At 57.9% G+C, this 26,279-nt stretch carries 19 protein-coding genes; 10 read left to right on the top strand and 9 right to left on the bottom strand.

Going from position 1 to position 26,279, the window contains the following annotated elements:
- The first annotated feature begins 10 nt into the window (after positions 1-10).
- Positions 11-1,369, top strand: coding sequence for a porin (locus WA922_RS08945; RefSeq protein WP_424771352.1), 1,359 nt, complete (start codon positions 11-13; stop codon positions 1,367-1,369).
- A gap of 134 nt (positions 1,370-1,503) precedes the next feature.
- Positions 1,504-2,544 carry a substrate-binding domain-containing protein gene (locus tag WA922_RS08940; protein ID WP_424771351.1) on the top strand — a complete coding sequence of 347 codons (1,041 nt, stop codon included), beginning with the start codon at positions 1,504-1,506 and terminating at the stop codon, positions 2,542-2,544.
- Between the two features lie 84 nt (positions 2,545-2,628).
- Here WA922_RS08940 and WA922_RS08935 read toward each other — a convergent pair whose 3' ends face one another.
- Positions 2,629-4,974: a DNA translocase FtsK 4TM domain-containing protein gene (locus WA922_RS08935; RefSeq protein ID WP_424771350.1), complete on the bottom strand. Its 2,346-nt coding sequence runs from the start codon at positions 4,972-4,974 to the stop codon at positions 2,629-2,631.
- Positions 4,975-5,028: 54 nt separating this feature from the next.
- Positions 5,029-5,589, bottom strand: coding sequence for a thiamine phosphate synthase (locus WA922_RS08930; RefSeq protein WP_424771349.1), 561 nt, complete (start codon positions 5,587-5,589; stop codon positions 5,029-5,031).
- Positions 5,590-5,611: 22 nt separating this feature from the next.
- Here WA922_RS08930 and WA922_RS08925 point away from each other — a divergent pair, with 22 nt between their 5' ends.
- Positions 5,612-6,313, top strand: coding sequence for a YggS family pyridoxal phosphate-dependent enzyme (locus WA922_RS08925; protein ID WP_424771348.1), 702 nt, complete (start codon positions 5,612-5,614; stop codon positions 6,311-6,313).
- 71 nt (positions 6,314-6,384) lie between these two features.
- Here WA922_RS08925 and WA922_RS08920 read toward each other — a convergent pair whose 3' ends face one another.
- From WA922_RS08920 to WA922_RS08910, 3 genes are all read right to left on the bottom strand, one after another.
- Positions 6,385-8,697 (bottom strand): TonB-dependent receptor, encoded by a 2,313-nt coding sequence (locus tag WA922_RS08920; RefSeq protein ID WP_424771347.1) that lies wholly within the window; start codon positions 8,695-8,697, stop codon positions 6,385-6,387.
- A gap of 82 nt (positions 8,698-8,779) precedes the next feature.
- Positions 8,780-11,539, bottom strand: coding sequence for a [protein-PII] uridylyltransferase (locus WA922_RS08915; RefSeq protein WP_424771346.1), 2,760 nt, complete (start codon positions 11,537-11,539; stop codon positions 8,780-8,782).
- Between the two features lie 30 nt (positions 11,540-11,569).
- Positions 11,570-13,270 carry a class I adenylate-forming enzyme family protein gene (locus tag WA922_RS08910; protein ID WP_424771345.1) on the bottom strand — a complete coding sequence of 567 codons (1,701 nt, stop codon included), beginning with the start codon at positions 13,268-13,270 and terminating at the stop codon, positions 11,570-11,572.
- Positions 13,271-13,453: 183 nt separating this feature from the next.
- Here WA922_RS08910 and lgt point away from each other — a divergent pair, with 183 nt between their 5' ends.
- Both lgt and WA922_RS08900 read left to right on the top strand, forming a co-directional pair.
- Positions 13,454-14,320 (top strand): prolipoprotein diacylglyceryl transferase, encoded by an 867-nt coding sequence (gene lgt, locus WA922_RS08905; protein WP_424771344.1) that lies wholly within the window; start codon positions 13,454-13,456, stop codon positions 14,318-14,320.
- A 21-nt stretch (positions 14,321-14,341) separates the two neighbouring features.
- Positions 14,342-15,451 (top strand): class I SAM-dependent methyltransferase, encoded by a 1,110-nt coding sequence (locus tag WA922_RS08900; protein ID WP_424771343.1) that lies wholly within the window; start codon positions 14,342-14,344, stop codon positions 15,449-15,451.
- Between the two features lie 19 nt (positions 15,452-15,470).
- Here the strand turns inward: WA922_RS08900 and WA922_RS08895 are convergent, their stop codons facing one another.
- From WA922_RS08895 to WA922_RS08885, 3 genes are all read right to left on the bottom strand, one after another.
- Positions 15,471-17,006: an ABC transporter permease/substrate-binding protein gene (locus WA922_RS08895; protein WP_424771342.1), complete on the bottom strand. Its 1,536-nt coding sequence runs from the start codon at positions 17,004-17,006 to the stop codon at positions 15,471-15,473.
- Entirely contained in the window at positions 17,003-17,713 is a 711-nt protein-coding gene (locus WA922_RS08890) for an ATP-binding cassette domain-containing protein (protein WP_424771437.1), read from the bottom strand. Before WA922_RS08890 ends, WA922_RS08895 begins: the two co-directional genes overlap by 4 nt.
- Positions 17,714-17,840: 127 nt before the next feature.
- Positions 17,841-19,352, bottom strand: a complete 1,512-nt coding sequence (locus tag WA922_RS08885) for a PAS domain-containing protein (protein ID WP_424771341.1) — start codon at positions 19,350-19,352, stop codon at positions 17,841-17,843.
- Positions 19,353-19,497: 145 nt separating this feature from the next.
- Between WA922_RS08885 and WA922_RS08880 the strand changes: the two genes are divergently transcribed.
- The 5 genes from WA922_RS08880 to WA922_RS08860 all read left to right on the top strand — a co-directional run bounded on the left by WA922_RS08880 (position 19,498) and on the right by WA922_RS08860 (position 24,358).
- Positions 19,498-20,664 carry an isovaleryl-CoA dehydrogenase gene (locus tag WA922_RS08880; protein ID WP_424771340.1) on the top strand — a complete coding sequence of 389 codons (1,167 nt, stop codon included), beginning with the start codon at positions 19,498-19,500 and terminating at the stop codon, positions 20,662-20,664.
- 25 nt (positions 20,665-20,689) lie between these two features.
- Positions 20,690-21,109, top strand: coding sequence for a hypothetical protein (locus WA922_RS08875; protein WP_424771339.1), 420 nt, complete (start codon positions 20,690-20,692; stop codon positions 21,107-21,109).
- 121 nt (positions 21,110-21,230) lie between these two features.
- Entirely contained in the window at positions 21,231-22,835 is a 1,605-nt protein-coding gene (locus tag WA922_RS08870) for a carboxyl transferase domain-containing protein (protein WP_424771338.1), read from the top strand.
- Between the two features lie 102 nt (positions 22,836-22,937).
- Positions 22,938-23,564 (top strand): 1-acyl-sn-glycerol-3-phosphate acyltransferase, encoded by a 627-nt coding sequence (locus WA922_RS08865; RefSeq protein WP_424771337.1) that lies wholly within the window; start codon positions 22,938-22,940, stop codon positions 23,562-23,564.
- Positions 23,561-24,358, top strand: coding sequence for a DUF1295 domain-containing protein (locus WA922_RS08860; RefSeq protein ID WP_424771336.1), 798 nt, complete (start codon positions 23,561-23,563; stop codon positions 24,356-24,358). The genes WA922_RS08865 and WA922_RS08860 overlap by 4 nt, the downstream gene beginning before the upstream one ends.
- A gap of 147 nt (positions 24,359-24,505) precedes the next feature.
- Here WA922_RS08860 and WA922_RS08855 read toward each other — a convergent pair whose 3' ends face one another.
- Positions 24,506-26,272 carry a bifunctional metallophosphatase/5'-nucleotidase gene (locus WA922_RS08855; RefSeq protein WP_424771335.1) on the bottom strand — a complete coding sequence of 589 codons (1,767 nt, stop codon included), beginning with the start codon at positions 26,270-26,272 and terminating at the stop codon, positions 24,506-24,508.
- Positions 26,273-26,279: the final 7 nt, after the last annotated feature.

The following is a 26,279-nucleotide window of genomic DNA, read 5'->3' as shown; positions in this document are numbered from 1 at the left end:
CATAACACGTGTGACCGGTTCTGTCCTGGCATTGGCAAGTGCGCTTGCCGGGATACCGTCAGCGGCTGCTCAAGAGGCACCGGCGCAGTCGGGCACCGCGGCGGAATTGGCCGAGATGCGCGCGCAGATGGCGGCGATGGCAGAGCGTATTGCTCAGCTGGAAAGCGATCTTGCCGCAACCGATACTGGCCCTGAAACGGCGGCAACACATGTTGCTGCCGTCCCAGCGGCGGGTCCCGTGCCAAAGGCTGAAACCGGGATCGCCTGGAAAGGCGCACCTGAAATTACGGGCGAAGGCGGTTGGAGTTTCAAGCCGCGCGGACGGCTGAATATCGACGCTGGCTTCATCGATGCACCCGATAGCACGGGTCGCCCGGAAGGCTACGGCTCAACAATCCGCCGTGCGCGGCTGGGTGTACAGGGCGATATGCCGGGCGGTTTTGGGTATAAGTTCGAATTTGATGTTGCCGGTAACGAACTCGATATAACCGATGCGCTGATATCTTATGAGACCGGAGATCTGACAGTCAGTGTGGGCCAGCGTAACCAGTTCCAGAATCTGGACGAGCTGACCAGCAGTTTGCATTCATCATTCATCGAGCGTTCGGCGATTACCGATGCGTTCGGTTTTGAACGCAAACTTGGCGTTTCTCTTGAATATGCCGCCGGTGATGTGTTGCTGCAAAGTGCCGTATACAATGACAATTTCGATGACCTGTCGAACAAGAATTGGGGCACTGCCGGGCGTATCGTGTATTTGCCCAAGTTTGGCAGCAACCAGTTGCATCTGGGCGCTTCTGTCGATTTCAGCAATTTGGAAACAGGGTCCAGCGTGCGGTACCGCCAGCGGCCATTGGTCGCCTTTACCGACGAACGCTTCATCAACACCGGACAGATTTCTGCCGATAGCGAACGGGCATTGGGGCTCGAGGCGGCTGGTATTTTTGGCCAGTTCCATATTGCAGGCGAAACATATTGGCAAAGTGTCAACCGGCCAGCGGGTTTGGAAAATGCCGACTTTTTCGGCGCTTATGCAGAGGCCGGCTATTTCCTGACCAGCGGCGATCAGCGCGGATATAAAGGCGGGGCGTTCAACCGGATCAAGCCCGCCAATCCAGTTGGCGAAGGCGGCCTTGGCGCGTGGCAGATCAATATCCGTTATGATTATCTCGATCTGAATGACGGGCCAGTCATTGGCGGCATTCAGAACGCCTATCACCTATCGCTGATCTGGACGCCGACCGATCATACGCGGCTGCTGATCAATTACGGCAAGCAGGACTATACCGATGCGGTGTTTCCGACAGGAACGGGCGATACGTCATACAGTGTCGATGCGTTCGGTGTGCGCGCTCAGCTTGATTTCTGATCTCGCTGACTGCGTCACTTAAATTTGTCACAAACAGGTCATACTCCGCTCATAACAGGCACCCAATATGCACTCGGGCGATAGAGACTCGGGCGATAGAGACTCAGGCGATATTGACATAAGGATCAAAAACTATGCGTCTTTCTACAAAATTTGCACTTATTGCGGCATCTGCGATGGCGCTGGCCGGTTGCGATGCCGCTGGCGGCAACAGCCGCGACTTCGTCCGTGTCGTCGGCTCATCGACAGTATTCCCGTTTGCAAAGACAGTTGCTGAAAATGTCGCGATTGCCAATGCAGGGATGAAATCACCGCTGATCGAATCAACCGGTAGCGGTAAAGGCTTCCAGCTGTTCTGCGGCGGTGTCGGTGCGGACACGCCTGACATCACCGGCGCATCACGCCGGATCAAACTGTCGGAATTTGAAACCTGCCAAGCCAACAATGTCAAAGACGTCATCGAAGTGAAAGTCGGGCTTGACGGTATCGCCTTTGCATCGGCGCAGGGCGGCATTATGATGAATCTGACTCCGAAAATTGTCTATGAAGCTCTCGCAAAGAGCCCCTATGGCAAAGAGCAAACCAATGTGTTGTGGTCCGATGTCGACCCATCGCTGCCGGGCGAGCCGATCCTTGTCTATGGTCCGCCATCGGGTTCCGGTACGCGCGACGCGCTGGCCGAACTGGTCCTTGAAGCGGGCTGTAAAGACAATGCAGACATGAAAGCGTTGAAGGAAAGCGATGAAGACCGTTATGACCAGGTCTGCACCGAAATCCGCGATGATCAGAAATATGTTTCGCAAGGCGAACAGGACAATCTGATCGTTCAGAAAATCAGCACCAACCCCAAGGCGGTCGGAGTGTTTGGATATTCCTATCTCGAAGAGAATCTCGACAAGGTTCAGGGCCTGCCGATGAATGGTTCCGAGCCGACCTATGAAAATATCGCCAGCTTTGCCTATCCCGGCGCGCGTCCGCTCTACATTTATGTGAAGAAGGCGCATGTCGATGCCATTCCGGGCATCAAGGAATATCTGGCTGAATGGGAAAAGAGCTGGTCCGCCGATGGCGCTCTGGCGAAGAAAGGCCTCGTTGCCGCACCCGATGATGTCCGCGCAGAAAACGCTGCCAAGATCGCCAATCTGACAGCAATGACAGCGGACGGTCTGCAATAGGCATCCGCTTCTGACGCTTAAAGAAAAGGGCCGCTCCGATATTTGTCAGAGCGGCCCTTTTGTCTGTTGCTGCGGATTGCGCCCTTACAGCGGGCTGCCGTTTTCGTCGCGGAAAATCTCACGCCGGCCGACATGGTTGGCAGGGCCAACCAGCCCTTCTTCCTCCATCCGTTCAATCCATTTCGCGGCGGTGTTATAGCCGACACCCATCTGGCGTTGCAGCCACGATCCGCTGGCCTTTTGCGCCTCGAACACGGCCTGGCATGCCTGGCGGTATTTACGCTCTGCCGGATCGTCGCTGGCGGTCATATCGTCTTCAAAATTGAAACCGCCGCCGTCTTCGGGCTCTTCTGTGACCGCATCGACATAATCGGGCTTGCCCTGTGCGCGCCAGTGATCGGCGACTTTCTCAACCTCTTCATCCGACACAAACGGACAATGCACCCGCACCATCGCGCCGCTATTGGGTTTGTACAGCATATCGCCTTTGCCCAGCAATTGCTCGCTACCCTGCTCGCCCAGAATAGTCCGGCTGTCGATCCGGCTGGTGACTTTGAAACTGATCCGCGTGGGCAAATTGGCCTTGATTACGCCGGTAATCACATCCACCGATGGACGCTGAGTGGCCATGATGAGGTGGATACCCGCAGCGCGCGATTTCTGGCTCAGGCGCTGGATCAGAACTTCGATTTCCTTGCCCACAGTCACCATCAAATCGGCAAGTTCGTCCACGATCAACACGATCTGGGGCAATGGTTCGTAATCGAGCTGTTCTTCTTCATACAGCTCCTCGCCCGTTTCGGGGTCAAACCCGGTTTGGACGCGGCGACCCAGCGGTTTGCCCTTGGCGATGGATGTGCGGACTTTCTCGTTAAAACCGGCGATGTTGCGCGAGCTGACGCTCGACATCATCCGGTACCGCCGCTCCATCTCCTCGACTGCCCATTTCAGCGCGCGCACCGATTTATGCGGCTCTGTAACCACCGGAGACAGCAAATGCGGTATGTCGTCATAGGTTTTGAGTTCCAGGACTTTCGGATCGATCAGGATCAGACGGCATTCGGCCGGCGTGAAGCGGTAGAGCAGGCTGAGCAGAATACAGTTGAGACCGACCGATTTACCCGAGCCGGTTGTCCCTGCAACCAGCAGATGCGGCATGGCAGCCAGATCGGCCACAATGGGCTCACCGGCGATATCCTTGCCCAGTATGATCGGCAGCGCGCCTTTCGCCTCGACAAAATGCTCGCATGCGGCGAGTTCTTTCAGGACGACCATTTGACGGTGTGCGTTAGGCAGCTCGATACCCATCACGGTCTTGCCGGGAATGGGCGAGACACGCGCGCTGATGGCGGACATGTTACGCGCGATATCTTCTGCCAGCCCAACGACGCGGGCCGATTTGATGCCCGGGGCCGGTTCCAGTTCATACATCGTGACAACCGGACCGGTGCGCACGGCGGTAATCTCGCCTTTCACGTTGAAATCATCAAGCACGGTTTCGAGCAATCGCGCATTGCGCTCAAGCGCGAGCTTGTCGAGCTTGGGCGCAGTATCTTCGGGCGGCTCCTCCAGCAAATCAAGGCTCGGCAATTCGTGATCGGCGAACATGTCGGTTTGCTTGGCTTTCGACAGGGGCGCTTTTTTGGGTGGTCTGGTTGGATCGGTAATCATCGGGCTTCGGCGCGGGGTTGCGTCGATGATGGTTTCGGACGCTGGGGTATCTTTGGCGGCTTTCTTCGCTTTGCGCCGGGGCAACAGAGGGGCCGCCGCCTCTGGCATGGCAATGGACGGCGCGCGTTTCAGGAAAGCGGGCAAAGTGAGCAGCGCTATCCAGTCAATCGCGAAGACCCGCGTGACCAGCACCGCGCCGCCAATCAGGCTGGCGGCGGCCAGTCCGAATGTGATCCAGCCCGACACGCCATCCGGGAACGCGCCTGCAATCGCGCCGACCGCACCGGCGCCGAGCAAACCGGCCATCCCGCCAAGCGATGCGGGCAATGTTCCGCCCGGCCCGTCAAACCATAATGACAATACGGTCCCCAGCAATGCCATCGCCAGCAGCAACATGCCCGCAGGCAACCACCAGCGGGTTTCGGTATCGATGTCCTCTTCCTCTACATCCCGCCATAATTTGCGTGCGAAAATATACAGCAACGGCAGGAGTAATATGGCTGGCCAGCCAAAAATCAGCAGAACGAAATCGGCTGCCCACGCCCCGCCCAGGCCCATATAATTGCGAACATCGCTCGTCGCTGCGGCAGTGGAGGCGCTTGGATCGGATTGGGTATAGCTAAACAGCGCAAGGCCAAGGAACAGCATCACGCCCAGCAGGATCGCTGCGCCCGCCATTTGCGCAGCGCGGCGGAAAGAGCGCCGAAACGCGGCTCGCCAGTCAGTATGTGTTGTTTTATGGGCCGCGCGGCTGGCCATAGTGAACCCCTATTATGCTTGAAACCGCATCATGGACTGTACCGGACTCGCCCGTCAAGAATCCTGCGTTGAAACGAGTCCGTCTATCGCTGCCCATCGCGACCAGCCCAGCGCGCGCGCATGCTCGCGGGTCATCCCGCCCAACGCGATAACGGGCGTGCTGGTCTTGCGCGCCAGCAACCGGAAACGAACAGCGCCCAAACTGCGCGCACCGGGATGGGAGCGGGTCGCGAATACAGGTGAGAGCAAGATGGCATCTGCCCCGGCGCGATCGGCCGCAACGATGTCCCTGGCATTATGCGCGGCCGCGAGCTTTATCAACGCATCACCGTTGGGCATTCGGCGGGCCGGCCCATAGATGCCGTCTGCACCCCATTTTCTGGCGATAACGGGCGTGTCGGCAAGAATGACTATGTGCGCATATTTACGGGCCAGCGCGGCCAAGGCTGTGAAGCGTGTACGCCGATCTGTCGCAGAGAGATGATAGTGCCGGTAAATAAAACCCGATCCGCGCGGCAGAGCTTTCAGGCTGCTTTCCAGCGCCGCATCATTGCGCGCATCGCTGATCAGCCAAAGCGCGGGCAATGTCGTGGGAGCGGTCTGGTTTTGTGCCATAGGTACGCTATAGCGGCGCGCGATGGACAATACAGCTTCACTTATGACATCGCCGCCCGAAACACCGCTGGGCCATGTCCGCGCGGCAATTGCAAAAACTGCCAGAATCTCTCGCCGTAATGCGGGTGATATTACTCTGATCGCGGTCAGTAAAACGCATCCGGCCGAGCGGATCGTTCCGTTACTGGAAGAAGGCCAGCGGGTGTTTGGCGAAAACCGCGTTCAGGAAGCGCAAAGCAAATGGCCGGGGCTGCGCGAACGTTATCCTGATGCAGAGCTGCATCTGATTGGCCAATTGCAATCCAACAAGGCGGAGGAAGCGGTGGCTGCATTTGACCTTATCCACTCGCTTGACCGGCCCAGCCTGCTGACAGCACTGGCGAAAGCGATGGACAAGACAGGCAAGCGTGTGCCGTGTTTCATTCAGGTCAATATTGGTGATGAGGGTCAGAAAGGCGGCTGCGCGATAGCAGGTCTGCCGAATTTCATTGCCAAGGTGCGGGCCGCTAATATCCCGGTTGCGGGCCTGATGTGCATTCCGCCATCCGATAAAGAGCCCGCGCCATTCTTTGCCTTCATGGACAAGCTGGCGCGCGATTCTGGTTTGGATGGCCCCGAAGCTGGATTAAGTATGGGTATGAGCGGCGATTATGAAACCGCGATCATGCTAGGCGCAACGCATATCCGCGTAGGGACCGCGTTGTTCGGCGCACGCGGGACGTAAAATACGGCCTGTGCAGGCACAAAAAAGGGGCGCCCGAAAGCGCCCCTTTCCCGGTTCGTATAATCAGCCGATCAGAAATCAAACGTAACTTCCGCACCGACCTGACGGCCCTTATTGAGCGGCGAGAATGTACCCGCTGCGGGCGAAGGATCGAACGGACGGTTCACACCGTTGGAGAACGGGCCTGTGCCAAAGGGCAGCTGCGTGTCACCGCCAACTGTCACCTGATCGAGCGTGTTCTTGCCATAAATGGAAAACGCCAAGCCATCGAGCGGGGTGTTCCAGGTGACGTTGAAATCAAGATTGGTCCGGTCCTGAATATATCCGAAATTATTGTCGGTATAGGCGAACTCGTCGCGGTATTGCAGGTTCACACGGCTGATGATGGAACCTGTTCCAAGGTCCAGCTCGTGCACCGCGCCAACGCCCCATGTGATCGGCGGAACGCGCGGCAGGGACAAGGCTTCGTCAGCGCCGTCAATCAGGCCGTCGCTGGAAATGTCGAAGCGGACCTCGTCATAATCTGCGTCAATATAACCAAGATTGGCGGTAAACAGCAGAGCATCGGACACACGCATCCGCGCCTCTGCTTCAAATCCGAAAATAGTCGCATCGGCAGTGTTCAGAATGAACTGCGATACGCCTTCGGGGATGGAGCTCTGGTTCACTTCGCGCTGCATGTCGTTGATTTTGGTGACATAGGCGGCAGCATTGAGAGTAAATGCCCCGTCAAAAGTCTGGTATTTGCCCCCGATCTCGTAGTTGTCGACTTTTTCTTCATCGAACGCAAAGTTTCCGCCAGTGGCTGGCAGAACGACATTCTCGAACAAAGCGACGTTAGTGATCCGGAAGTTGTACCCGCCAGAGCGGTACCCACGGGTCCAGTGGGTGTAGGCCTGGCCGCCGTCAAATTCATATTGCAGTCCCAGTTTCGGGGACCAGTTGGACCAGCTTTCATTATCGGTAAAGCCGTTGCTTTCGCCTGGAATGAACGGGTTGGTGCCTGATGTCGGGCACGTGCCCTGAACCACCGAACATTGCGGCCGCGGGCGAACATAGGTGACGCCAGCGTCTTTCTCTTCCCGGCTCCAGCGGATACCGGCAATAACACTCAGCGCATCGGTCAGGTTAAACTGGCCGGAGGCAAATGCGCCCAGCACTTCGTGATCCTGCCGTCCGCCGCCCCAGAATGTCGCCGGAGCGGACGGGATGATACGGTTTTCAGTATAGGCGATCGACTGGTCGAAATAGAAGCCGCCCAGCGTGATCTGCACAGTGTCAAAGTCCATCGCATAGCGCAGCTCGTTGGAGATCTGGTCTTGCTCGGTTTCCGTGCTGGAGTGGAAGATTGTCACCGGCAAAGAATCGATATCGGCATCGGTTGTCGCGGCATAATCGCGGTAACCGAACACGTTGGTCAATGTACCGGGGCCGATATCCAGTTCGGCAGTAACGCTACCGGTCCAGATCTCATTGTCGTAACCGCCGGGGTTGTTGATTGAAAAGTCGAAGCTGTCGCGGTCAAACTGGCCGCGGTTCTGGCCAGCCGGGCCGTCGCCTTCGCTTTCAAAATAATCGAGCTTGCCGGTGACAGTCAGATCGCCAAAACGGCCTTCCAATGCGCCGCGGAAAATCTTTGTTTCCGCCGCGCCGAAGTCTTCGCCGTCAAACAGATTGGTGAAATAGCCCTCGTCCTTGTTGTAATAGGCGCCGAGTTTGAACAGCAATGTATCTTCGACGATCGGACCGGAAATTACCCCGCTGACCGTGTAATTGGCGCCGCCGCGGCCATCATCGACGAACGGGCCGTCAACCGCCGCGCGGAATTTGCCCTGGAATTCTTCGGTAGGATTGCCGGTATTGATCAGAACCGCGCCGCCGGTCACGTTGCGGCCAAACAATACGCCTTGCGGGCCGCGCAGGATTTCCACGCTGTCGAGGTCGAACAGATCGAACACGACGCCGCCATTGAAGCCAAGATACACGCCGTCAACAAACACCCCTACGGTGGGGTCAATCGACGGGATTGAGCTGTTAATGCCGAGCCCGCGGATTGAAAAGTTGGCGGTGCCGCGCGAAGTTCCGATCTGGTCGAGCGAAACGTTAGGTGCGGAGTAAGACAGGCTTTCTACATCGCGCACTTTGAGCGCATCGAGGCTGGCAGCGTTAAACGCGGTTACCGCCAATGGCACATCCTGAACGTCTTCAGCGTTCCGGGCCTTGGTGCCGGTCACGACGATAACATTCAAACTGTCAAGCGCGTTCTCGCGCTGCGCCGGATTGCCGTCAGCAGCGTCCGCATCTTGCGCATAGGCGATGTGCGGTGTCAGCAGCATGCCGGCACCCATCAGCGCAAGCGTGCGCCGTGAAGCAATTCTATTCATCGTGTTCTCTCCCCACAGTTGAACGGATTGGTTTTGGGCCGCCGCTTTAGCGGTACGTGCGCAAAACGCAATTCGGGTCCGACTAAGCGCGTTCCAGCTCCGCCTGACGGCCATCGCTCGCCGCATCGAGCAGTTCTTGTTCGATCGATGCCATCCGTTCAGACGCGGCAAGTTTCTGGCCCATCAAATCGGTTACGTAAAATGTATCGGCTGCGCGCTCGCCATAGGCGGTGATGTGCGCGGAATGCACGATCAGCTGGTTTTCAAACAAGGCGCGGGTAAGCCGGTTGAGCAATGCCGGACGGTCGCGGGCATTGACTTCGATAACGGTGAATTTGTTAGAGGCATTATTATCAAAAATCACCTGTGGCTGAATATCAAAGGCTTTGGACCGGCTGATGGGTAATGGCCGCTTGGCAAGGCGCGGTGCCAGCTCCAGCCTGTTCGCCAGCGCATCGCCAATCGCTGTCTTGATCCGTTGCAGCTGGCTTTCCTCGTTAAACGGTCCGCCGTGCGGGTCTTGTATCAGGAAATTATCGACCGCCCAGCCATTGCGCATCGTATGAATGCGCGCATCAATAATATTGGCACCAGCCAAATGGATTCCGCCCGCGATCCGGTAAAACAGGCCGGGGTGATCCGCCGCAATTACGCTGACCAATGTGGCGCCCCGATCGTCGTCATATTCGCAATGGATGGACAGCTGTTCTTCGCGCGACCGGGCAACGGAATATTGCACGATGTTGCGGCTGATCACGTCTTCGGATTCGGCAATCCAGTATGAATCGGTGAATATATTGCCATATTCGTCCAGCAAATGCGCATTCTTGCCCAAGGCTTCACGCGTGAGTATTTTCTGCGCGGCAACCCGTTCAGTGCGTCCGCGGCGGACATGGCCAAGCCGCAGCCGTTCCTGTGATAGGTCATATAATTCGCCCAGCAGCTGGCCTTTCCAGCTGTTCCACGTGCCGGGCCCAACCGCGCGAATATCAACTGCGGTCAAAATAGCCAGATTGCGCAGACGTTCCTGGCTCTGGACTTGCGCGACGAAATCCTCGACGGTTTTGGGATCGGTCAAATCGCGCTTGAACGCTGTTGCACTCATCAGCAAATGCGCGCGCACCAGCCATGCGACCATTGCCGTTTCGCCTTCGCTCAACCCGAAGCGCGGACATAATTGATAGGCGACCTGCTCTCCCAGGACCGAATGGTCTCCGCCGCGCCCCTTGGCGATATCGTGCAGCAAAACCGCAACATAAATCGCGCGGCGCGATGAAACACGGTGAATGAGCCGCGAAGCGCGCGGATGGTCACCGGTCAATTCGCCTTTTTCAATCCGGCTCAGCAGCCCGATCGCGCGGATCGTATGCTCGTCCACTGTATAATGATGGTACATATCGAATTGCATTTGCGAGTTCACTCGCCCGAAATCGGGCACGAACTTGCCGAACACACCCGCTTCATTCATCCATCGCAGGACCGTTTCAGGGTCATTTTTGCCCGCGAGCACTTGCAGAAACAGCGCATTGGCCCGCGCATCTTTGCGGACCGCCGCTTTGATCAAAACCGCATTGCGGTCTGCCAGCCGCATGGTTTCGGGGTGGATGTCCAACCCCTCCTCCTCGGCAATCTGGAATATCTCGATCAGCCGGACCGGATCATCGTGGAACCAGTCCGCCGAGGGTGCAGCAATCGTATTGTCCGCGACCCTATACCCTTTGAGTGTGCGCGACCGGCTCGTCAGCCCGGCAAAAAACCCCTGGCTCTTCTTCCGTTTGGCGAACTGATCGTCAATATGCGCGAGGAATATTCCGGTCAGGCTGCCAACCCGCCTGGCCTGCATGAAATAGAACTGCATAAACCGTTCAACCGCGCGCTTACCGGGGCGGTCGGCAAAATTCATCCGATCGGCAATCTCGCGCTGCAAGTCGAAAGTCAGCCGGTCCTCTGCCCGCCCGGTCACGATATGCAAATGACAGCGCACCGCCAGCATAAAGCCCTCTGCCCGGCGGAAGGAGCGGTATTCCTGCTTGGTCAGCAGTCCGACATCGATCAAATCGGCTGCGCTGCGCACCTTATGGATATATTTGCCGATCCAATAGAGCGTGTGCAAATCGCGCAGACCCCCTTTACCGTCCTTGACGTTTGGCTCAACCACGTAGCGGCTATCGCCCATTCTTATATGGCGCGCATTACGCTCTTCCAGCTTTTCAGAAATAAACTGGCGTTCGGTGCCATGAACGACTTCGGTAAAGAACCGCCGCGCGGAAATATCATACAGTTCGCGGTCGCCCCACAGATAGCGCCCTTCGAGCAAGGCTGTGCGGATCGTCAGATCGCTTTTCGCCATGCGGACCATCTCATCCAGACTGCGGCTGGAATGGCCGACTTGCAGGCCCAGATCCCACAGGAAATAGAGTATGGCCTCGATCACTTGCTCGCACCAGGGGGTGCGTTTTGCAGGCGTGAGAAAAGCGATATCGACATCCGAATGGGGGGCCATTTCGGCGCGGCCATACCCGCCCACAGCCATGATCGCGATCCGCTCGTTTTTGGATGGGTTGCCCGCAGGGTACACATTTTCAGTCACATGATCGTGCAGCAGCCGGACAATCTGATCGATCAGGAAGGATTGACCGCCGCAGCATTCATGGCCGGATGCCGGTTTTTCGGCTAATCGCCGCGCCAGCTCCGCGCGCCCCCGGTCCAGCGCACCGCGCAGCAGAGTGACAACCGCGCCGCGTGCTGTGCTGCCGTGGTCCTCCACCAGACGCGCAATGTCCCCCGCCAGCGCGCGGCGGTCAATAATTGCGCGCTGTTTGGGAATTTTTGCCTGGTTCAAAATGCTGCTTTCTGGTGAGTGCGTCCGGGTTCAGGACACCAAATCACCTGCAAACATAGTGCGCACAGTCCGCTTGTCGATCTTTTGTGTGCCCAAACGCGGTAAAGGCTCGTCCGCCTGCCAGATATGTTCGACCAATGGCACTTTGAACGGGGCCATTTTCTCGCACATGAAATCGCGCAATTGCTGCGGTGTCATGGCGGCACCGTCTTTCACGCGGTATACCGCTGCAGGAACTTCTCCCATGCGGTCATCAGGAATACCGAATACCGAACATTCGGCCACGTCATCATGCGCGTAGAGCCCGTCTTCCACTTCGATGCAGGAGATATTCTCGCCGCCGCGAATGATAATATCTTTCTTACGGTCAACGATGAACAGATAGTCATCTTCATCAAGATAGCCGAGATCGCCGGTGCGGAAATAGCCATCCTTGGTGAACGCCGCCTGCGTGGCCTCCTCATTGTTCCAGTAACCGCGGAAATTGGCGACTGTGCGGAAACATACCTCGCCCACGCTGCCTTGGGGCAATGCGTTGCCATCATCATCAAGAATGGCGATGCCCACAATTGGCCGGCTGGCTTTGCCGGTGCTGCCCGGTTTGGCTATGTAATTCTCGTTAAAATTACCGCAGCCAACCGCATTGGTTTCAGTCAGGCCGTAACCCAGCAGGGGAAAGCCGCCGGGAAAGGCTTCTTTGATTTTGGTGACATGCTCCAGCGGGCGCGGCGCGCCGCCAGCGGCGAAGCTCTTGCACGCTGATAGGTCAAACTGATCACGTTCTGGGTGCGTGGCGATCTCGTAACTCATCAATGGCACGCCGACGAAATAGCTGACTTTTTCAGCTTCCATCAGGCGCAGCGCCTCCCGCGCATCCCATTTGGGCATCATCACCAATTTGCGTGCAATGCCGTAACTCTGCAGAAACAGGGGAATTTCACCGGTAACATGGAACAGCGGCACTGCGATCAATGCGCAGGGCTGGCCTTCCGGCGGAGTGCCTTGCTGGGTCAGCAGCGCCGCTGCCATTGCGCTTTGCGAAATATAGCTGAACACGCCTGATAACACGCCGCGGTGATCGGACCAGGCGCCTTTCGACTGGCCGGTCGATCCCGATGTATACAGGATGGTCGCAATATCATCCGGGCCCAACATGCCCAGTGTCTGCATCGCCGTGTCGCCATCGGCCCAGATTTCGGACAGCCCTGCGGACGGCGCGCCGCCATGCTCAATCAGGACGAGTTTCGCCGGATGTTCTGTACCCTCCAGCCGTTTGGCGCGGCTGGCATCAGCGATAACTACCGAACATTCCGCGAGCCGAATACCATAGGCCAGCTCGTCTCCGGTCCAGAAACCGTTGAGCAGCGTCGCGCAGCCGCCCGACATGATAATGCCCATATAAGCGATCACCCAATTGGCCGAATTGCGCGCGGCAATTCCAACGCGGTCCCCCTTTTTCACCCCGTGGTGCTGGGCCAGGCCCGCGGCGACATGTGTTGCAGCTGCATAACATTCGCCGAAAGTCAGGCGCAGATCGCCGTCGACCAGGAATGTCAGATCCTTATGTTCATTACAGAAATGCGCAAAATAATGCGCCAGGCTGGGCGGCGCATTCTTGAACGCTGGCAGTTCCACACCGAATTGCTCATACGGCACGGTTTCAAAAGGCTGTCCGGGCTGTACCATCGCATCCATGATGGTGTTCAAGGCTGTGTCCAACTGGGTGGGCATCGTTTTTAGTATCCTCTCCAAAGCGCCGCCCCCTTGATCCGGGTGCTTAAGCGCAAAACTTAGTGAACAGCAGACTTCCCCTTCAAGACTGCCTATGGCAATAGCCCCGAAGGAACGGCCGAAACGGTTCAGCGGTTCCTCACAGAATCCAGGCTTTCAATGGCTACTTAAGGGGTTAGGCACTTGCTGTCACTATTGACCGCATCGGCGGCGTCGGCACCGATTCAATGGACCGATCTGGGCCTCAAAGAAGGAATCGATCTCGGCTTCTTCATGCTGCGCTATTATTCCCTCGCCTATCTTGGCGGTATCGTGTTCGCCTATTGGCACACGTCCAAGATGATCAAGGCGCCAGGTGCGCCGATGGCGCAGCGCCATGCGGACGATCTGTTTTTCTACTGCACATTGGGCGTGATTCTGGGCGGGCGGCTGGGCTATGCGCTGTTTTACAAGCCGGAATTGTTCGTCAGTTTTGGCGGGGACGGGTTTGTCACTTATGAATTGCTGCGTTTGTGGGATGGCGGCATGAGCTTCCACGGCGGCGTATTGGGCGTGCTGGTCGCGATTGCCTTTGTGTGCCGTCAGGGCGATCTCAACTTCATGCGCGTTTGCGATTATATCGCGGTAAACGTGCCGATGGGAATGCTGCTCGGCCGCCTTGCAAATTTTGTAAATGGAGAGTTATGGGGCCGCGAAACTACGGTGGCATGGGGCATGGTGTTTCCCGGCGGCGGTGATGTGGCGCGGCATCCCTCGCAGCTTTATCAGGCTGGTTTGGAAGGGGCGCTGTTGCTGGCGGTTCTGCTCTATCTGTTCTGGCGCACCGGCGCGCGGTTCCGCACCGGAATGCTGGTCGGTATCTTTACCCTCGGCATGGGTCTGGCGCGGTTCACCAATGAATTTTTCCGCCAACCGGATGCGCATTTGACGCAGTTTGCGCAATCGAGCGGATTGTCGATGGGGCAATGGTTGTCGGTCCCGATGATACTGGTCGGGCTGGCGCTTGTCATCTGGTCGATGCGCAAACCGCCTCTTGCCAGCGGAACATGAGCCGGTAGGGCGCGCATATTTATGTTTACCACTGATGATACTGCCGATCCTAACGCTGATCTTGGCGCGATTTTCCGGCGTTTGATCCGCAATACCGGGCCGATTTCGCTGTCACATTTTATGGGCGAGAGTAATGCGCGCTATTATGGCGGCAAAGACCCGATCGGGATGGGCGATGGTGTGTCGGGTGATTTCATCACGGCGCCGGAGATCAGCCAGATGTTTGGTGAACTGATCGGGTTGTGGCTGGCCGACATGTGGATCAATTCGGGGCGAGAGGAGCCGGTCTATTATGTGGAACTGGGGCCGGGGCGCGGAACTCTGGCCAAAGACGCATTGCGCGCGGCACGCCAATACGGCCTTGAACCGGCGGTCCATTTTGTGGAGACATCGGCCAAACTCAAGGATGTTCAGCTCAAAACTTTGCCCGGCGCCATCTGGCATAATGATCTGTCGACCGTGCCAGGCGACGGAGCAATATTGCTGGTCGCGAATGAATTTCTCGACGCTCTGCCAATCCGCCAATTGGTGCGTATGGCGAGCGGCTGGCGAGAGCGGATGGTGGGCCTGGATGGCGACACGTTTGTTTTTACTGCGGGCGAGCAACCGATGGATGCCGCCGTTCCAGGCGAGTGGCGCGATGCCGCTGAAGGAACGATTATCGAGACCTGTCCCGCCGCCGCTGCAACCCTGTTCGAAGTTGCTGGGCGGTTGGAACAGCAAGGCGGCGCGGCCCTGTTCATTGACTATGGCCATACCCGGTTGAATGCGGGTTCGACTTTTCAGGCGGTGCGCCGCCATACCAAGGTGGATCCTTTTGCTGCGCCGGGCACGGCCGATCTCACGGCGCTCGTGGATTTTGGCACGCTTGCCCAAATAGTGCATTCACGCGGCACCCGGCATATTGGCACGGTCACGCAAGGCGAGTGGCTGCGCGGATTGGGGATAGAGGCACGCGCGAACCGTCTTGCTGAGCAGGCGCCGCATCTTGCACGCGATATCCATAGCGCGATGGGGCGGCTTATCGCCAGCGATCAGATGGGCGCTTTGTTCAAAGTCATGGGGTTGGCGGGATCCGGCTGGAACGGCGCTGCGGGATTTGCGCCGCCGAACAGCGATATCCCGGAGTGATCTCACATCTGAAGCGCCGCTAGAGTCCAATCGCAGCGGCCAGATTTTTGGCGGCATCGCGCGGCGATTTCTTATTATCCAGGCGGTCCACCGCCAGATTGGCTTCCCGCATTTGATCGACCGAAATCGCCCCGATCAGCGGGGTTAACGTATCAATCAATTTCTGGTCGCGTGATGCTTCGGGTGATATCATCAACAGGGCATCATAAGACGGGAATGCGTGCTTGGTATCCTCGATGATAACCAGCCGGTCCGCCGCAACACGCCCATCGGATGTGTAGGCGGATATAACATCAGCCTCCCCCCCGGTCAGCGCGTCATACATGAATGTGGCGGTAAAATTGCGCTTTCTGGCGAAATTGAGATCGTAGGCATCGCGCACCGCAATCCATTCAGGCCGTTCAAAAAATTCGACATCGCCGCCCACGGTAAGAGCAGAGGACTGGCGCGCGAGATCGTCTATCGTGCGAATGCCCAATTCAGCAGCGCGGTCCTGCCGCATGGCCAGCGCATAGGCGTTTTCAAATCCAAGCCCGCCCAGCACCAATGTGCCGGTTGTTTCACGTTCCCATGCGGACAGTATCCGGTACATCTCCTCTCGCCCCGGATTATCGCTGCGGCCCAATTGGTTAGTCCAGAGCGTTCCGGTATAATCGAACGATATGTCGATTTCGCTGGTCGTGAGCGCCTTATGGACGACTGCGGAGCCAAGCCCGTCCCGATATTCAACAGTGTAGCCAGCCCGTTCCAGCCGCTGGCCGACCAGTTGAGCGAGAATATATTGCTCGGAAAAGCTCTTCGCGCCGATGACGATAGCGTCTTCATTATCCCCGGCGCGTAGCGACCATGCAGCGGTTATGACACCAAGTGTGGCAATTGCCGTGCCGCCCCAGACGAGCCATTTTTTGCGCTCGGCGAAGCCGCGCTCTATTCCGCCAAGCAAACCATCTGCCACGATTGCCAGCCCCGCAGAGGCAATGCATCCCGCCAGCACCAGAGGCCAATTCTGGGTTTGCAATCCGGCAAAAATCGGATCACCAAGACTTGGCTGACCAATTGTGGTGGAAAGCGTCGCCGCGCCGATGGTCCATACCGCAGCAGTGCGTATGCCCGCCATGATGTAAGGCGCGGCGAGCGGCGCCTCCACCAATCGCAATTTCTGCCAGCCGGTCATGCCCACCCCGTCGGCAGCCTCCAGCACGCCCGCTGCCATCTGTTCGCGCGCGGTCACCGCATTGCGCAGGATCGGCAGCAAGGCATAAAGCGCCAATGCCAGCAAAGCAGGCAGGAAGCCGAGCGTGGGCAACCCTTCGCCAAAGATCGCCCGCAAACTCAGCAATATCGGGAAGAACAAAGCCAGCAGCGCCAACGCGGGAACGGTCTGCACCAGACTGGCCAGGCCAAGCGCGATTTTGGCCACTGGCGGCGACCGGCTGGCCCAGATGGCGAGCGGCAACGCGACCGAGATCCCCAGCGCAATCGCCGCAGCCGCCAGCACCACATGCGATGCAAGCTTGTCCCCCAGGCCCAGCCCAGCGGCGAGAATTTCGCTCACCTTGCCGTGCCTGCCGCCAGCCGCGCCAGTGCTTTTGCTTGATCGCGCGGAACCGCGACCAGTTCCTGCGCAGTATCTCCGCCGCCGCCGGCGAGCAGCTGTTCGGGCGTTTGGTCAGCCACGATTGCTCCGCTTTCCATCACCAGCACCCGGTCGGCCAGCAGCAACGCTTCCGCCATATCATGCGTAACCATAACGGTCGTCAGTTCGAGCCGGTCATGCAGTGCACGGACGCGTTTGCCCAATGCGTCACGCGTAATCGGATCAAGCGCGCCAAACGGTTCGTCCATCAGCAATATTGACGGATCGGCGGCCAAAGCGCGGGCCACGCCAATTCTCTGCCGCTGCCCGCCAGAAAGCTCATGCGGCATCCGGCTGGCATAGCCGCCATCCAGCTCCACGCCCTCCAGCAATTCGGCAAGCCGCTGCGATGACAGGGGCAGACCCGCCAATTTCGGGCCAATCGCAATATTTTCCGCCACCCGCATATGCGGGAACAGCCCGATTCCCTGAAATACATATCCGATCGTCCGGCGCAGCTTCGGCGCATCCGCAGCGCGGATATCGGCTCCGTTAATCAACACCTCGCCGCTATCGGGGGCGACCAGCCGGTTGATCGTCTTCATCAAGGTCGACTTACCCGATCCCGATGCCCCAACCAAAGCGACAAAGCTGCCGCTCTCAATATTGAGAGATATGCTGTCCATTGCTGTCACACCATTGAACCGCTTGGTAGTGTCGCGAAAGGAAATGGCGGCGGCAGCGTCAGTCACAGGTGCACCCTAGGACAAGGCAACCGCCAGTCAAACAGCCAAATTCCAGGCGCGGGACAGATTACAGCGATGCGAGCGGTATGGTGAGCGTGGCAATCAGACCGGTCGATACAAAATCGCGTGCAAGCTTCCCAGCCAATTGACCATTGATGCTTTTTTCGACCAGCCGTGAACCAAAGCCCGCGCTGCGCTGCTCCAGTGGGGGCGGCCCGCCTTGCTCCTGCCAGACGAGCAGCACCGTTCCGTCGGCCACAGATATCGAAATATCAACCGCGCCGCCCGTTACAGAAAATGATCCATATTTTGCGCAATTGGTGGCGAGTTCATGAAACACCAGTGCCAGCGGGGTGGCGGAGCGCCCGCTGACCGCTGCATCATCGCCGGTAATGGATAATGTCGTACCCGGCAAATCGGCATAGGGCGCCATGAGCTTGCCCAGCAGACCCTGCAATGTATCGCCGCTGTCGCTTTGTTCGTCAGTGACATAGGTGTGCGCACGATTGAGCGCCTGCAGCGTTTTCGTGATATCCTGCGTGAATGGAACGGCTTCGGGATAATCCTTGCTTTTCAACGCGACCAGACCGCCGACCACCGCAAAGATATTTTTGATCCGGTGCGATAATTCGCGCGTCAGCAGATCCTTTTCTTCCAGGCGCGAACGCGCATCATGGATATCGGTCAGCGTGCCGAACCACTGTTCAACCTGCCCGCTGCTGCCATGAACCGGCAGGCCCCGCGCCAGCATCCAGCGATATTCGCCATCTTTCCGACGCATCCGGAATTCGGCTTCATACAGACTGCCGTCAGCCAGCGCGGTTTCCCACCCGTCGACCCATTGATCGCGGTCTTCGGGATGGAAGGCGCCGTCAAAATCCTGGCTTTCAAACACGCTTTCGGTGAATCCGGTAAAATCGAACCAGCGGCGATTGAAATAATCAAACTTGCCATCGGCGGAGGCTGACCACGCCATATTGGGAATACTGTCAGCCAGCGTCTCCAGCCGTTTGCGCCCCAGATCGAATTCGGCCTGTGCCGCGAGTATCTCGCGGCGATGGCGCAACCGGCGCATCACCGCCTGGGCGAGAACCTCCAGCCCGTTACGCTGCATGTCGGACAGTCCCTGCGGGCGCGGCTGCTGATCAATCACGCAGAGCGCCCCCAGCGGTGCCCCTTCATGGCTGATCAACGGCGCCCCGGCGTAAAAACGGATATGCTGCGGTCCGATGACATTTTCAAAATGCGCGAAGCGACTATCCTGCGCTGCATCGCGAATTTCAAGAATGTCGCTGCCGAGCATGGCATGAGCGCAGAAACTGTCACTGCGCGGGGTTTCGCTATCCGAGATGCCGATGCGCGCGACAAACCGTTGCCGTTCCTCCTCGACCAGACTGACCATTGCTGTGGGGGCATCGCATAATTGGGCGGCGAATGCGGAAATGCTCGCCAGTTCCGGATCGTTTTCGAGCGCGTCCAAAGCATAGCTGCCCAAAACCCGGCTGCGTGCCGCTTCGCAGGTCATCCGCGGGTCAGGTGGTGCCTCTGCAGGCCAGGGTTGTAATTGCTCGGTAGCCATTGCGTTATACGCAACCTTTAGGGGGAAAACCCTTTCCTATCAATGGCTTTGCTAGATTTGTATTTTATCCAATTAAATCAGTGGCAGCATCCATTTGCCGCGCCGTTGCGGCTCGTCTATGCGCGTTTACAACAAGGAGTTTTCAATGCGCGCGACCCCCGATTTTGACTTTCAGCTGGGCGAAACTGCCGAAATGATTCGCGAAACGACAGCCCGCTTCGCCGATGAACAGATCGCGCCGCTGGCGGAAAAAGCCGACCGCGAAGATTGGTTCCCGCGTGAGTTATGGCAGCCGATGGGCGCGCTGGGATTGCACGGGTTGACCGTGGCAGAGGAAGATGGCGGGCTGGGGCTTGGTTATTTGGAGCATGTGATTGCGGTTGAGGAAGTCAGCCGCGCCAGCGCCTCTGTCGGATTGTCCTACGGCGCGCATTCGAATTTGTGTGTCAACCAGATCAAGGCATGGGGCAGCCCCGAACAAAAGGCGAAATATCTCCCCAAGCTGATCAGCGGCGAACATGTCGGCTCTCTGGCGATGAGCGAAGCCAGCGCGGGTTCCGATGTGGTGTCGATGAAGTTAAAGGCTGACGCCGTGCAGGGCGGCTATGTGCTGAACGGCACCAAATTCTGGATCACCAACGCCGCCTATGCCGATACTCTTGTGGTTTATGCCAAGACCGCACCCGAAGCCGGATCGCGCGGGATTACCGCATTCCTGATTGAAAAAGACATGCCCGGTTTCAGTATTGGGCAGAAAATCGACAAGATGGGCATGCGCGGCTCGCCCACGGCAGAGCTCGTGTTCGATGATTGCGAAGTGCCCGAAGCCAACGTGATGGGCCCCGTGCATGGCGGCGTCGGCGTGCTGATGAGCGGACTGGATTATGAACGGGTCGTTTTATCGGGCATTCAGCTGGGGATCATGCAGGCATGTCTCGATTGCGTCATACCCTATCTGCGCGAACGCAAACAGTTCGGCAAACCCATCGGATCTTTTCAACTGATGCAGGCCAAAGTCGCCGATATGTATGTCGCGCTGCAATCCGCGCGCGCCTATACCTATGCAGTGGCGAAAGCATGCGATGCGGGCCAAACGACACGCTTTGACGCGGCGGGTGTAATCTTGCTGTCGAGCGAAAACGCTTTCCGCGTGGCGGCCGAGGCCGTGCAGGCGCTGGGCGGCGCAGGCTATACCAAAGACTGGCCGGTGGAACGGTATTTGAGGGACGCAAAACTGCTCGATATTGGAGCGGGGACGAATGAAATCCGCCGGATGCTGATCGGGCGGGAATTGATCGGGGCGGCGGGGTGATGCCGGCTTAAGGGGTGCGGTTTTAATGAGCGAGAGACCTGACGGATCGCAGGCGACAACATTTGGTTGGGTCCTAATAATTGTTGGGCTGTTGGCCGCATTTGTTGCAGGAACGGCCGAAACGTTTGATGCAATGGTCTGGGCAGCCGTCAGCGCAAACCTAGCGATAGGGCTTGGCGTGATATTAGTGTCACTTGGCTACCTCGTGCGCGCCATTTGGTTTCTTCCCGGACGGGAGATAAAAGATGTGCCTGAACCGGTTGAGAAAGAAGCTGATGGTACATTTTGCGATTGGTGCCATCTCTGGGTGCCCGGACCCGCCCGGCCTTGCTCATCCAGCGATGATAAAGTCATTCGGGCTGATGTTGACGCTCTATCTGGAGGGCAGGGGCTGGAGGAGGCATGCCGCTATGAGCTGACAAAAAGAGGTTATATCCAAGAGTGACTATGCCCTATTCCTCGCCCGTCATCCTGAGCTGGTTTCAGGATCTATTTCTCGAAATTGAGCCGAAGCCGCAAGGTGAACAATGGATGCTGAAACGAGTTCAGCATGACGGAGTTAGAATATGACCGCACCAACCCTCACCTCCAAACTCGATCTCGATAGCGCCGAAGCCAAGGCAAACTCGGCGCATAATCGGGCGCTTGCTTCCGACCTGCGCGCTCATGTCGCGCGTGCGGCGCTGGGCGGACCCGAAGGCAGCCGCGAACGCCATGCCGGGCGCGGCAAATTGCTGCCCCGTGACCGCGTGGAACGGCTGCTTGATCCTGGCTCTCCGTTTCTGGAAATCGGCCAGCTCGCGGCGAATGGCATGTATGGCACAGATGATATTGCCGCCGCTGGGATGATTGCGGGGATCGGGCACGTTTCGGGTCGGCAGGCGATGATCGTGTGCAACGATGCCACCGTCAAAGGCGGCACTTATTATCCGATGACAGTCAAGAAGCATTTGCGCGCGCAAGAGATTGCACAGGAAAACCGGCTGCCGTGTATCTATCTGGTCGATAGCGGTGGGGCGAACCTGCCGCATCAGGCCGAGGTCTTTCCCGACCGCGACCATTTCGGCCGCATTTTCTTCAATCAAGCAAATATGTCCGCGCTCGGCATCCCGCAGATTGCTTGCGTCATGGGCAGTTGCACCGCGGGCGGTGCCTACGTTCCCGCGATGAGCGACGAGACGGTGATTGTTCGCGAACAGGGCACGATTTTTCTGGCCGGGCCTCCACTGGTCAAAGCCGCAACGGGTGAGGAAATCAGCGCCGAAGACCTTGGCGGCGGTGACCTCCATGCCAAGAAATCGGGCGTGGTCGATCACCTTGCCGAGAATGACGAGCATGCGCTGACTATCGTACGCGATATTGTCAGCCACCTCGGCGCAAATGACGGTGCGAAGGTCAAGCTGAAAGACCCGCGCCCGCCCAAATTCGAAGCAGAGGAACTCTACTCGATCATCCCCGACGATGTCCGCGCGCCTTACGATGTGAAGGAAGTGATCGCGCGGATCGCCGATGGCAGCGAGTTCCACGAGTTCAAGGCGCATTACGGATCAACTTTGGTGTGCGGATTCGCGCATATCTGGGGGATGCCAGTGGCAATCCTTGCGAATAATGGGGTGCTGTTTTCCGAAAGCGCGCAGAAGGGCGCGCATTTTATCGAGCTTGCCTGCCAGCGCGGGATTCCGCTGCTATTCCTGCAGAATATCTCCGGCTTTATGGTTGGTGGGAAATATGAGGCAGAAGGGATCGCCAAACACGGCGCGAAGCTGGTGACAGCGGTCGCCACCGCGCAAGTGCCCAAAATCACCGTGGTGATCGGCGGCAGCTTTGGCGCGGGCAATTACGGTATGGCAGGCCGCGCTTACTCGCCGCGCTTCCTGTTCACCTGGCCCAATGCCCGCATCAGCGTGATGGGCGGAGAGCAAGCCGCGAGCGTGCTGGCGACCGTTCACCGCGATGCGGATGGATGGAGCGACGAAGAGGCAGAGGCATTCAAAGCACCGATCCGCCAAAAGTATGAAGATGAAGGCAATCCCTATTACGCCACCGCGCGCCTGTGGGATGATGGGGTGATAGACCCTGCACAGACACGCGATGTGCTGGGGCTGGCCTTTGCCGCAACGCTCGAGGCACCCTTTGCGGATCGTCCGAGCTTTGGTGTGTTTAGGATGTAGGGGGCGTCAGCCTGAGTTTGGCAGGCAAGGATGCTTGTCTGTCCATGAAACTCTCTCGCATTCCCATGCGTTGCTGCTAATCAGGCCGCTCTGGGAGAGAATATGACAGATACCGCCACCCGAACACCATCATCGCTGTCGCGCATTGTGCGCCGGATGATCATCTGGATTTACGAGTCCAGGGGATGGCAAATCGAAGGCAGTCTGCCCGAGGATATATCAAAATATGTCATTGCGGGTGCGCCGCACACATCCAATTGGGATTTTGTGTTTTTTGCAGGGGCGACTGAGAAAGAAGGAGTAAAGCCCAATTTCATGGGCAAACATACCTTGTTCAAAGGGCTGATGCGCAATTTCATGTTCGATATGGGCGGTATCCCGATCGACCGGACCAAGCGGATGAATGTCGTTGAACAGGTGGCGCAGGAATTCGCGCAGCGTGACGAGCTGGCTCTGGTGATCGCTGCGGAGGGATCGCGGACAACCGATGGCAGCTGGAAATCGGGTTTCTACAATATTGCCCGCGCCGCAGGTGTGCCGATTGTTGCGGCATGGGTATGCAATGAACGCAATATTCTGGGCTTCAGTCCGCCGATGATGCCGACCGGGAATTACGCGGCTGACCTCAACAAAATTGCTGATTTCTTGCTTTCCAAACTCCCCGACTATCCGCGCTATCACGTGCTGAAAGCGCAGGCGCAAACCTTGCTGGCGGAGCCTGATCTATGATGAATGCGCTGCTTGCAAATGCGGGTCTGCTGGTTGCGATTGTCCTTGTCCTATGGGCGATCTCGGTCAAAATTGATGATGTATCCTTTATCGATGCATTTTGGGGCGCGGGGATGGGAATTATGGCGCTGGCCAGCTGGTTCCAGCTGGATCAGCCGGGCGCGCTCGCGACACTGATCCTGGTCATGACGGCGGCGTGGGGTTTCCGGCTGGGCGTGCATCTGCTGCGCCGGTGGCGGGATCATGGGGAAGATCAACGCTATAAGAAAATGCTGCGCAAAGACCGCGAGAAAGGGCGCTTTGCCTTTGCCGCATTGACCAAAGTCTGGCTCGGCCAAGCGGCGCTGTTATTTCTCGTATCGAGCCCGGCGCAAGTCGGTATCTTGGCAGCAGGCGATAGGGCGGTGATCGCGCCTTTGGCATGGGCCGGACTGGCGCTGTATCTGGTTGGGATATTCTTCGAATGGGTGGGCGATTGGCAACTGGCCCGTTTCAAAGCGGACCCTGATAATGAAGGAAAAATCCTTGATACTGGCCTGTGGCGCTATACCCGTCACCCCAATTACTTTGGCGATGCCTGCGCATGGTGGGGCATATGGCTGGTCACGGCATCGGCCGGGTGGGAATGGGCGCTCTACACCGTTGCGGGGCCAATTTTCCTGACCTTCACGCTGACCAGATGGTCAGGCGCGGCACTGCTCGAAAGCGGCATGAAGAAGAAGCGCGGCGATAAATATTCAGACTATATCGAGCGGACATCGGCGTTTATTCCCTGGCCCCCCAAGAGCAATTAATCACGCAGGGCGCGCACCCCCGCGCTTTAACCGGTCGCCATTGCGCAGGGCGCCTCCTTTTGTGCAGCGCACGGCCTGCACGGCGCCTGCACGCCACCTGCACGCCGCCTGTGCGCCAGCTGTTTTGGGCCTTGCCCGCGGCCTGTTCTACTGCGCCGCTATCATCCTACCCAAAGCGGGCAATTGAATGATGTCCGCTGTCTGTAAATAGGCTTCCATACCATCCAGATCGGTCGGGCCGGTGACCGTATTGGTCCCTTGCGTAAAAACGGTAAACCCGTCCCCGCCAGCGGCGAGGAAACTGTTCATGGTGACGCGGTATATTCCGGCGGGGTCAACCGGATCACCATCAAGCGTCACTTCAACCACGCGCGCGCCAACCGGTGCGGTCATATCCCACACCATTGCAAAACCTTGCGAGGGTGAGAATGTCTGCACCAACCCTTCATCATCAAATTGCTGTTCCAATAAAGCGAGTAATTGGGCGCCGGTGAAGCTTTTGGTGATCAGCGTATTGCCAAAAGGCTGCACGGTATAAATATCGCCGTAACTGATCGTGCCATCCGCCGCCGGGATCAGGCTGGTGCGAATACCCGAATTGTTCATCAGCGCGATTTGCGCGCCCGCTGCGCGCGTGGCGAATAGTTGCGCATCGGCGATCAGATTGCCGAGTGCGGTTTCTTCTGTCGGGGGGCCGGGATCGCGCGCCTCGCCGCTGATCTTGCCGACCGGGCGTGTTGCCGCGTCGCGCGATGCCGCAACATACATCTCGACATAGGCGGCGACGTCTGCATTGGCGGCAAATTGCGGGAACGCGGGATTGGGCGCGGCAATATTGCCCTCGCGGTCGGTGCCAACGCTTTGGATGATGATATTGTCGGCGGATTTGGCCGTGACTTCGCCTGATGCCGGATCAATCATCAAGGTAATATCGGTCAGCATGGATCCGCCATATCCGGCGCTGGTGACCAGAAAATCACGCGCGGGGTCAATCGCGGAATACTGGCAAATATAGGCGCGGTGGGTATGGCCGGAAATAACCACGTCTATCCTGGGGTCGAGCCGCGCCAGAATATCCAGCAGCGGGCCATCAATGCCGCCGCAGCTTTTATCATTATAGCCAGCCTGCGTGGTCAGGCCCTGATGAATGGTGACGACTATCGCGTCTGCCCCGGCTTCTTCCAAAGCCGGGATCAGGCCATTAATCGCATCAGCCTCATCGGTGAAATCCAGCCCGGCCACACCGCTTGGCGTGACGAGCGTGGGCGTGTCTTTCAGCGTCAATCCGATAATGCCGACGGATACCGCGCGATCGCCTTCGCCAAAGCGTTTCATGCCGTAACCGGGGAATAGCGAAGTGCCGTCTGGCATAATCACATTGGCGGCGAGGAACGTGAATTCTGCGCCGGGATAAGGGTTCTCGACCGCGCACGGCGCACGCAAAGTATGCTTCTCGCAGCCGCCCTCCTGAATGCGCCTGAGCTCCTTCCAGCCGCGATCAAATTCGTGATTGCCAACCGCATTGAAATCCAGGCCGAGCCGGTTCATCGCGCCAATTGCGGGCTCGTCAAGGAAGATCGACGAAGCCAGCGGGCTTCCGCCGATCAGATCGCCCGCTGCAATGGTCAGGCTGTGTTCGGTTTTGGCGCGGTATGTTTCGACCGCAGTGGTGAGATAGGCAGCACCGGCGGCGTACACTTGCTGCTGCTGGCCGGCATCGTCTGTGAACCGAAGCGGGCGGCGGATCGGTTCAATATTGCCGTGAAAATCATTGAGGCCGATGATCTTGACTTCGACCGGCTTCGGCGTGGCCGCGATGGCCGGCGTGCTGGCCAGGTCAGCGCCCGCCGAACAGGCCGAAAGCGCCAGTGAAGCAAGCAGGATCAAGGCGAATTTTGGAGCAGTTTTTATCATTCTGACG

Origin of the sequence: Pontixanthobacter sp. (genome assembly GCF_049682855.1) — a bacterium.
GTDB lineage: Bacteria > Pseudomonadota > Alphaproteobacteria > Sphingomonadales > Sphingomonadaceae > Pontixanthobacter.
Note: the sequence above shows the minus strand (reverse complement) of the source record. Positions and strands in the feature narration are given on the sequence as shown.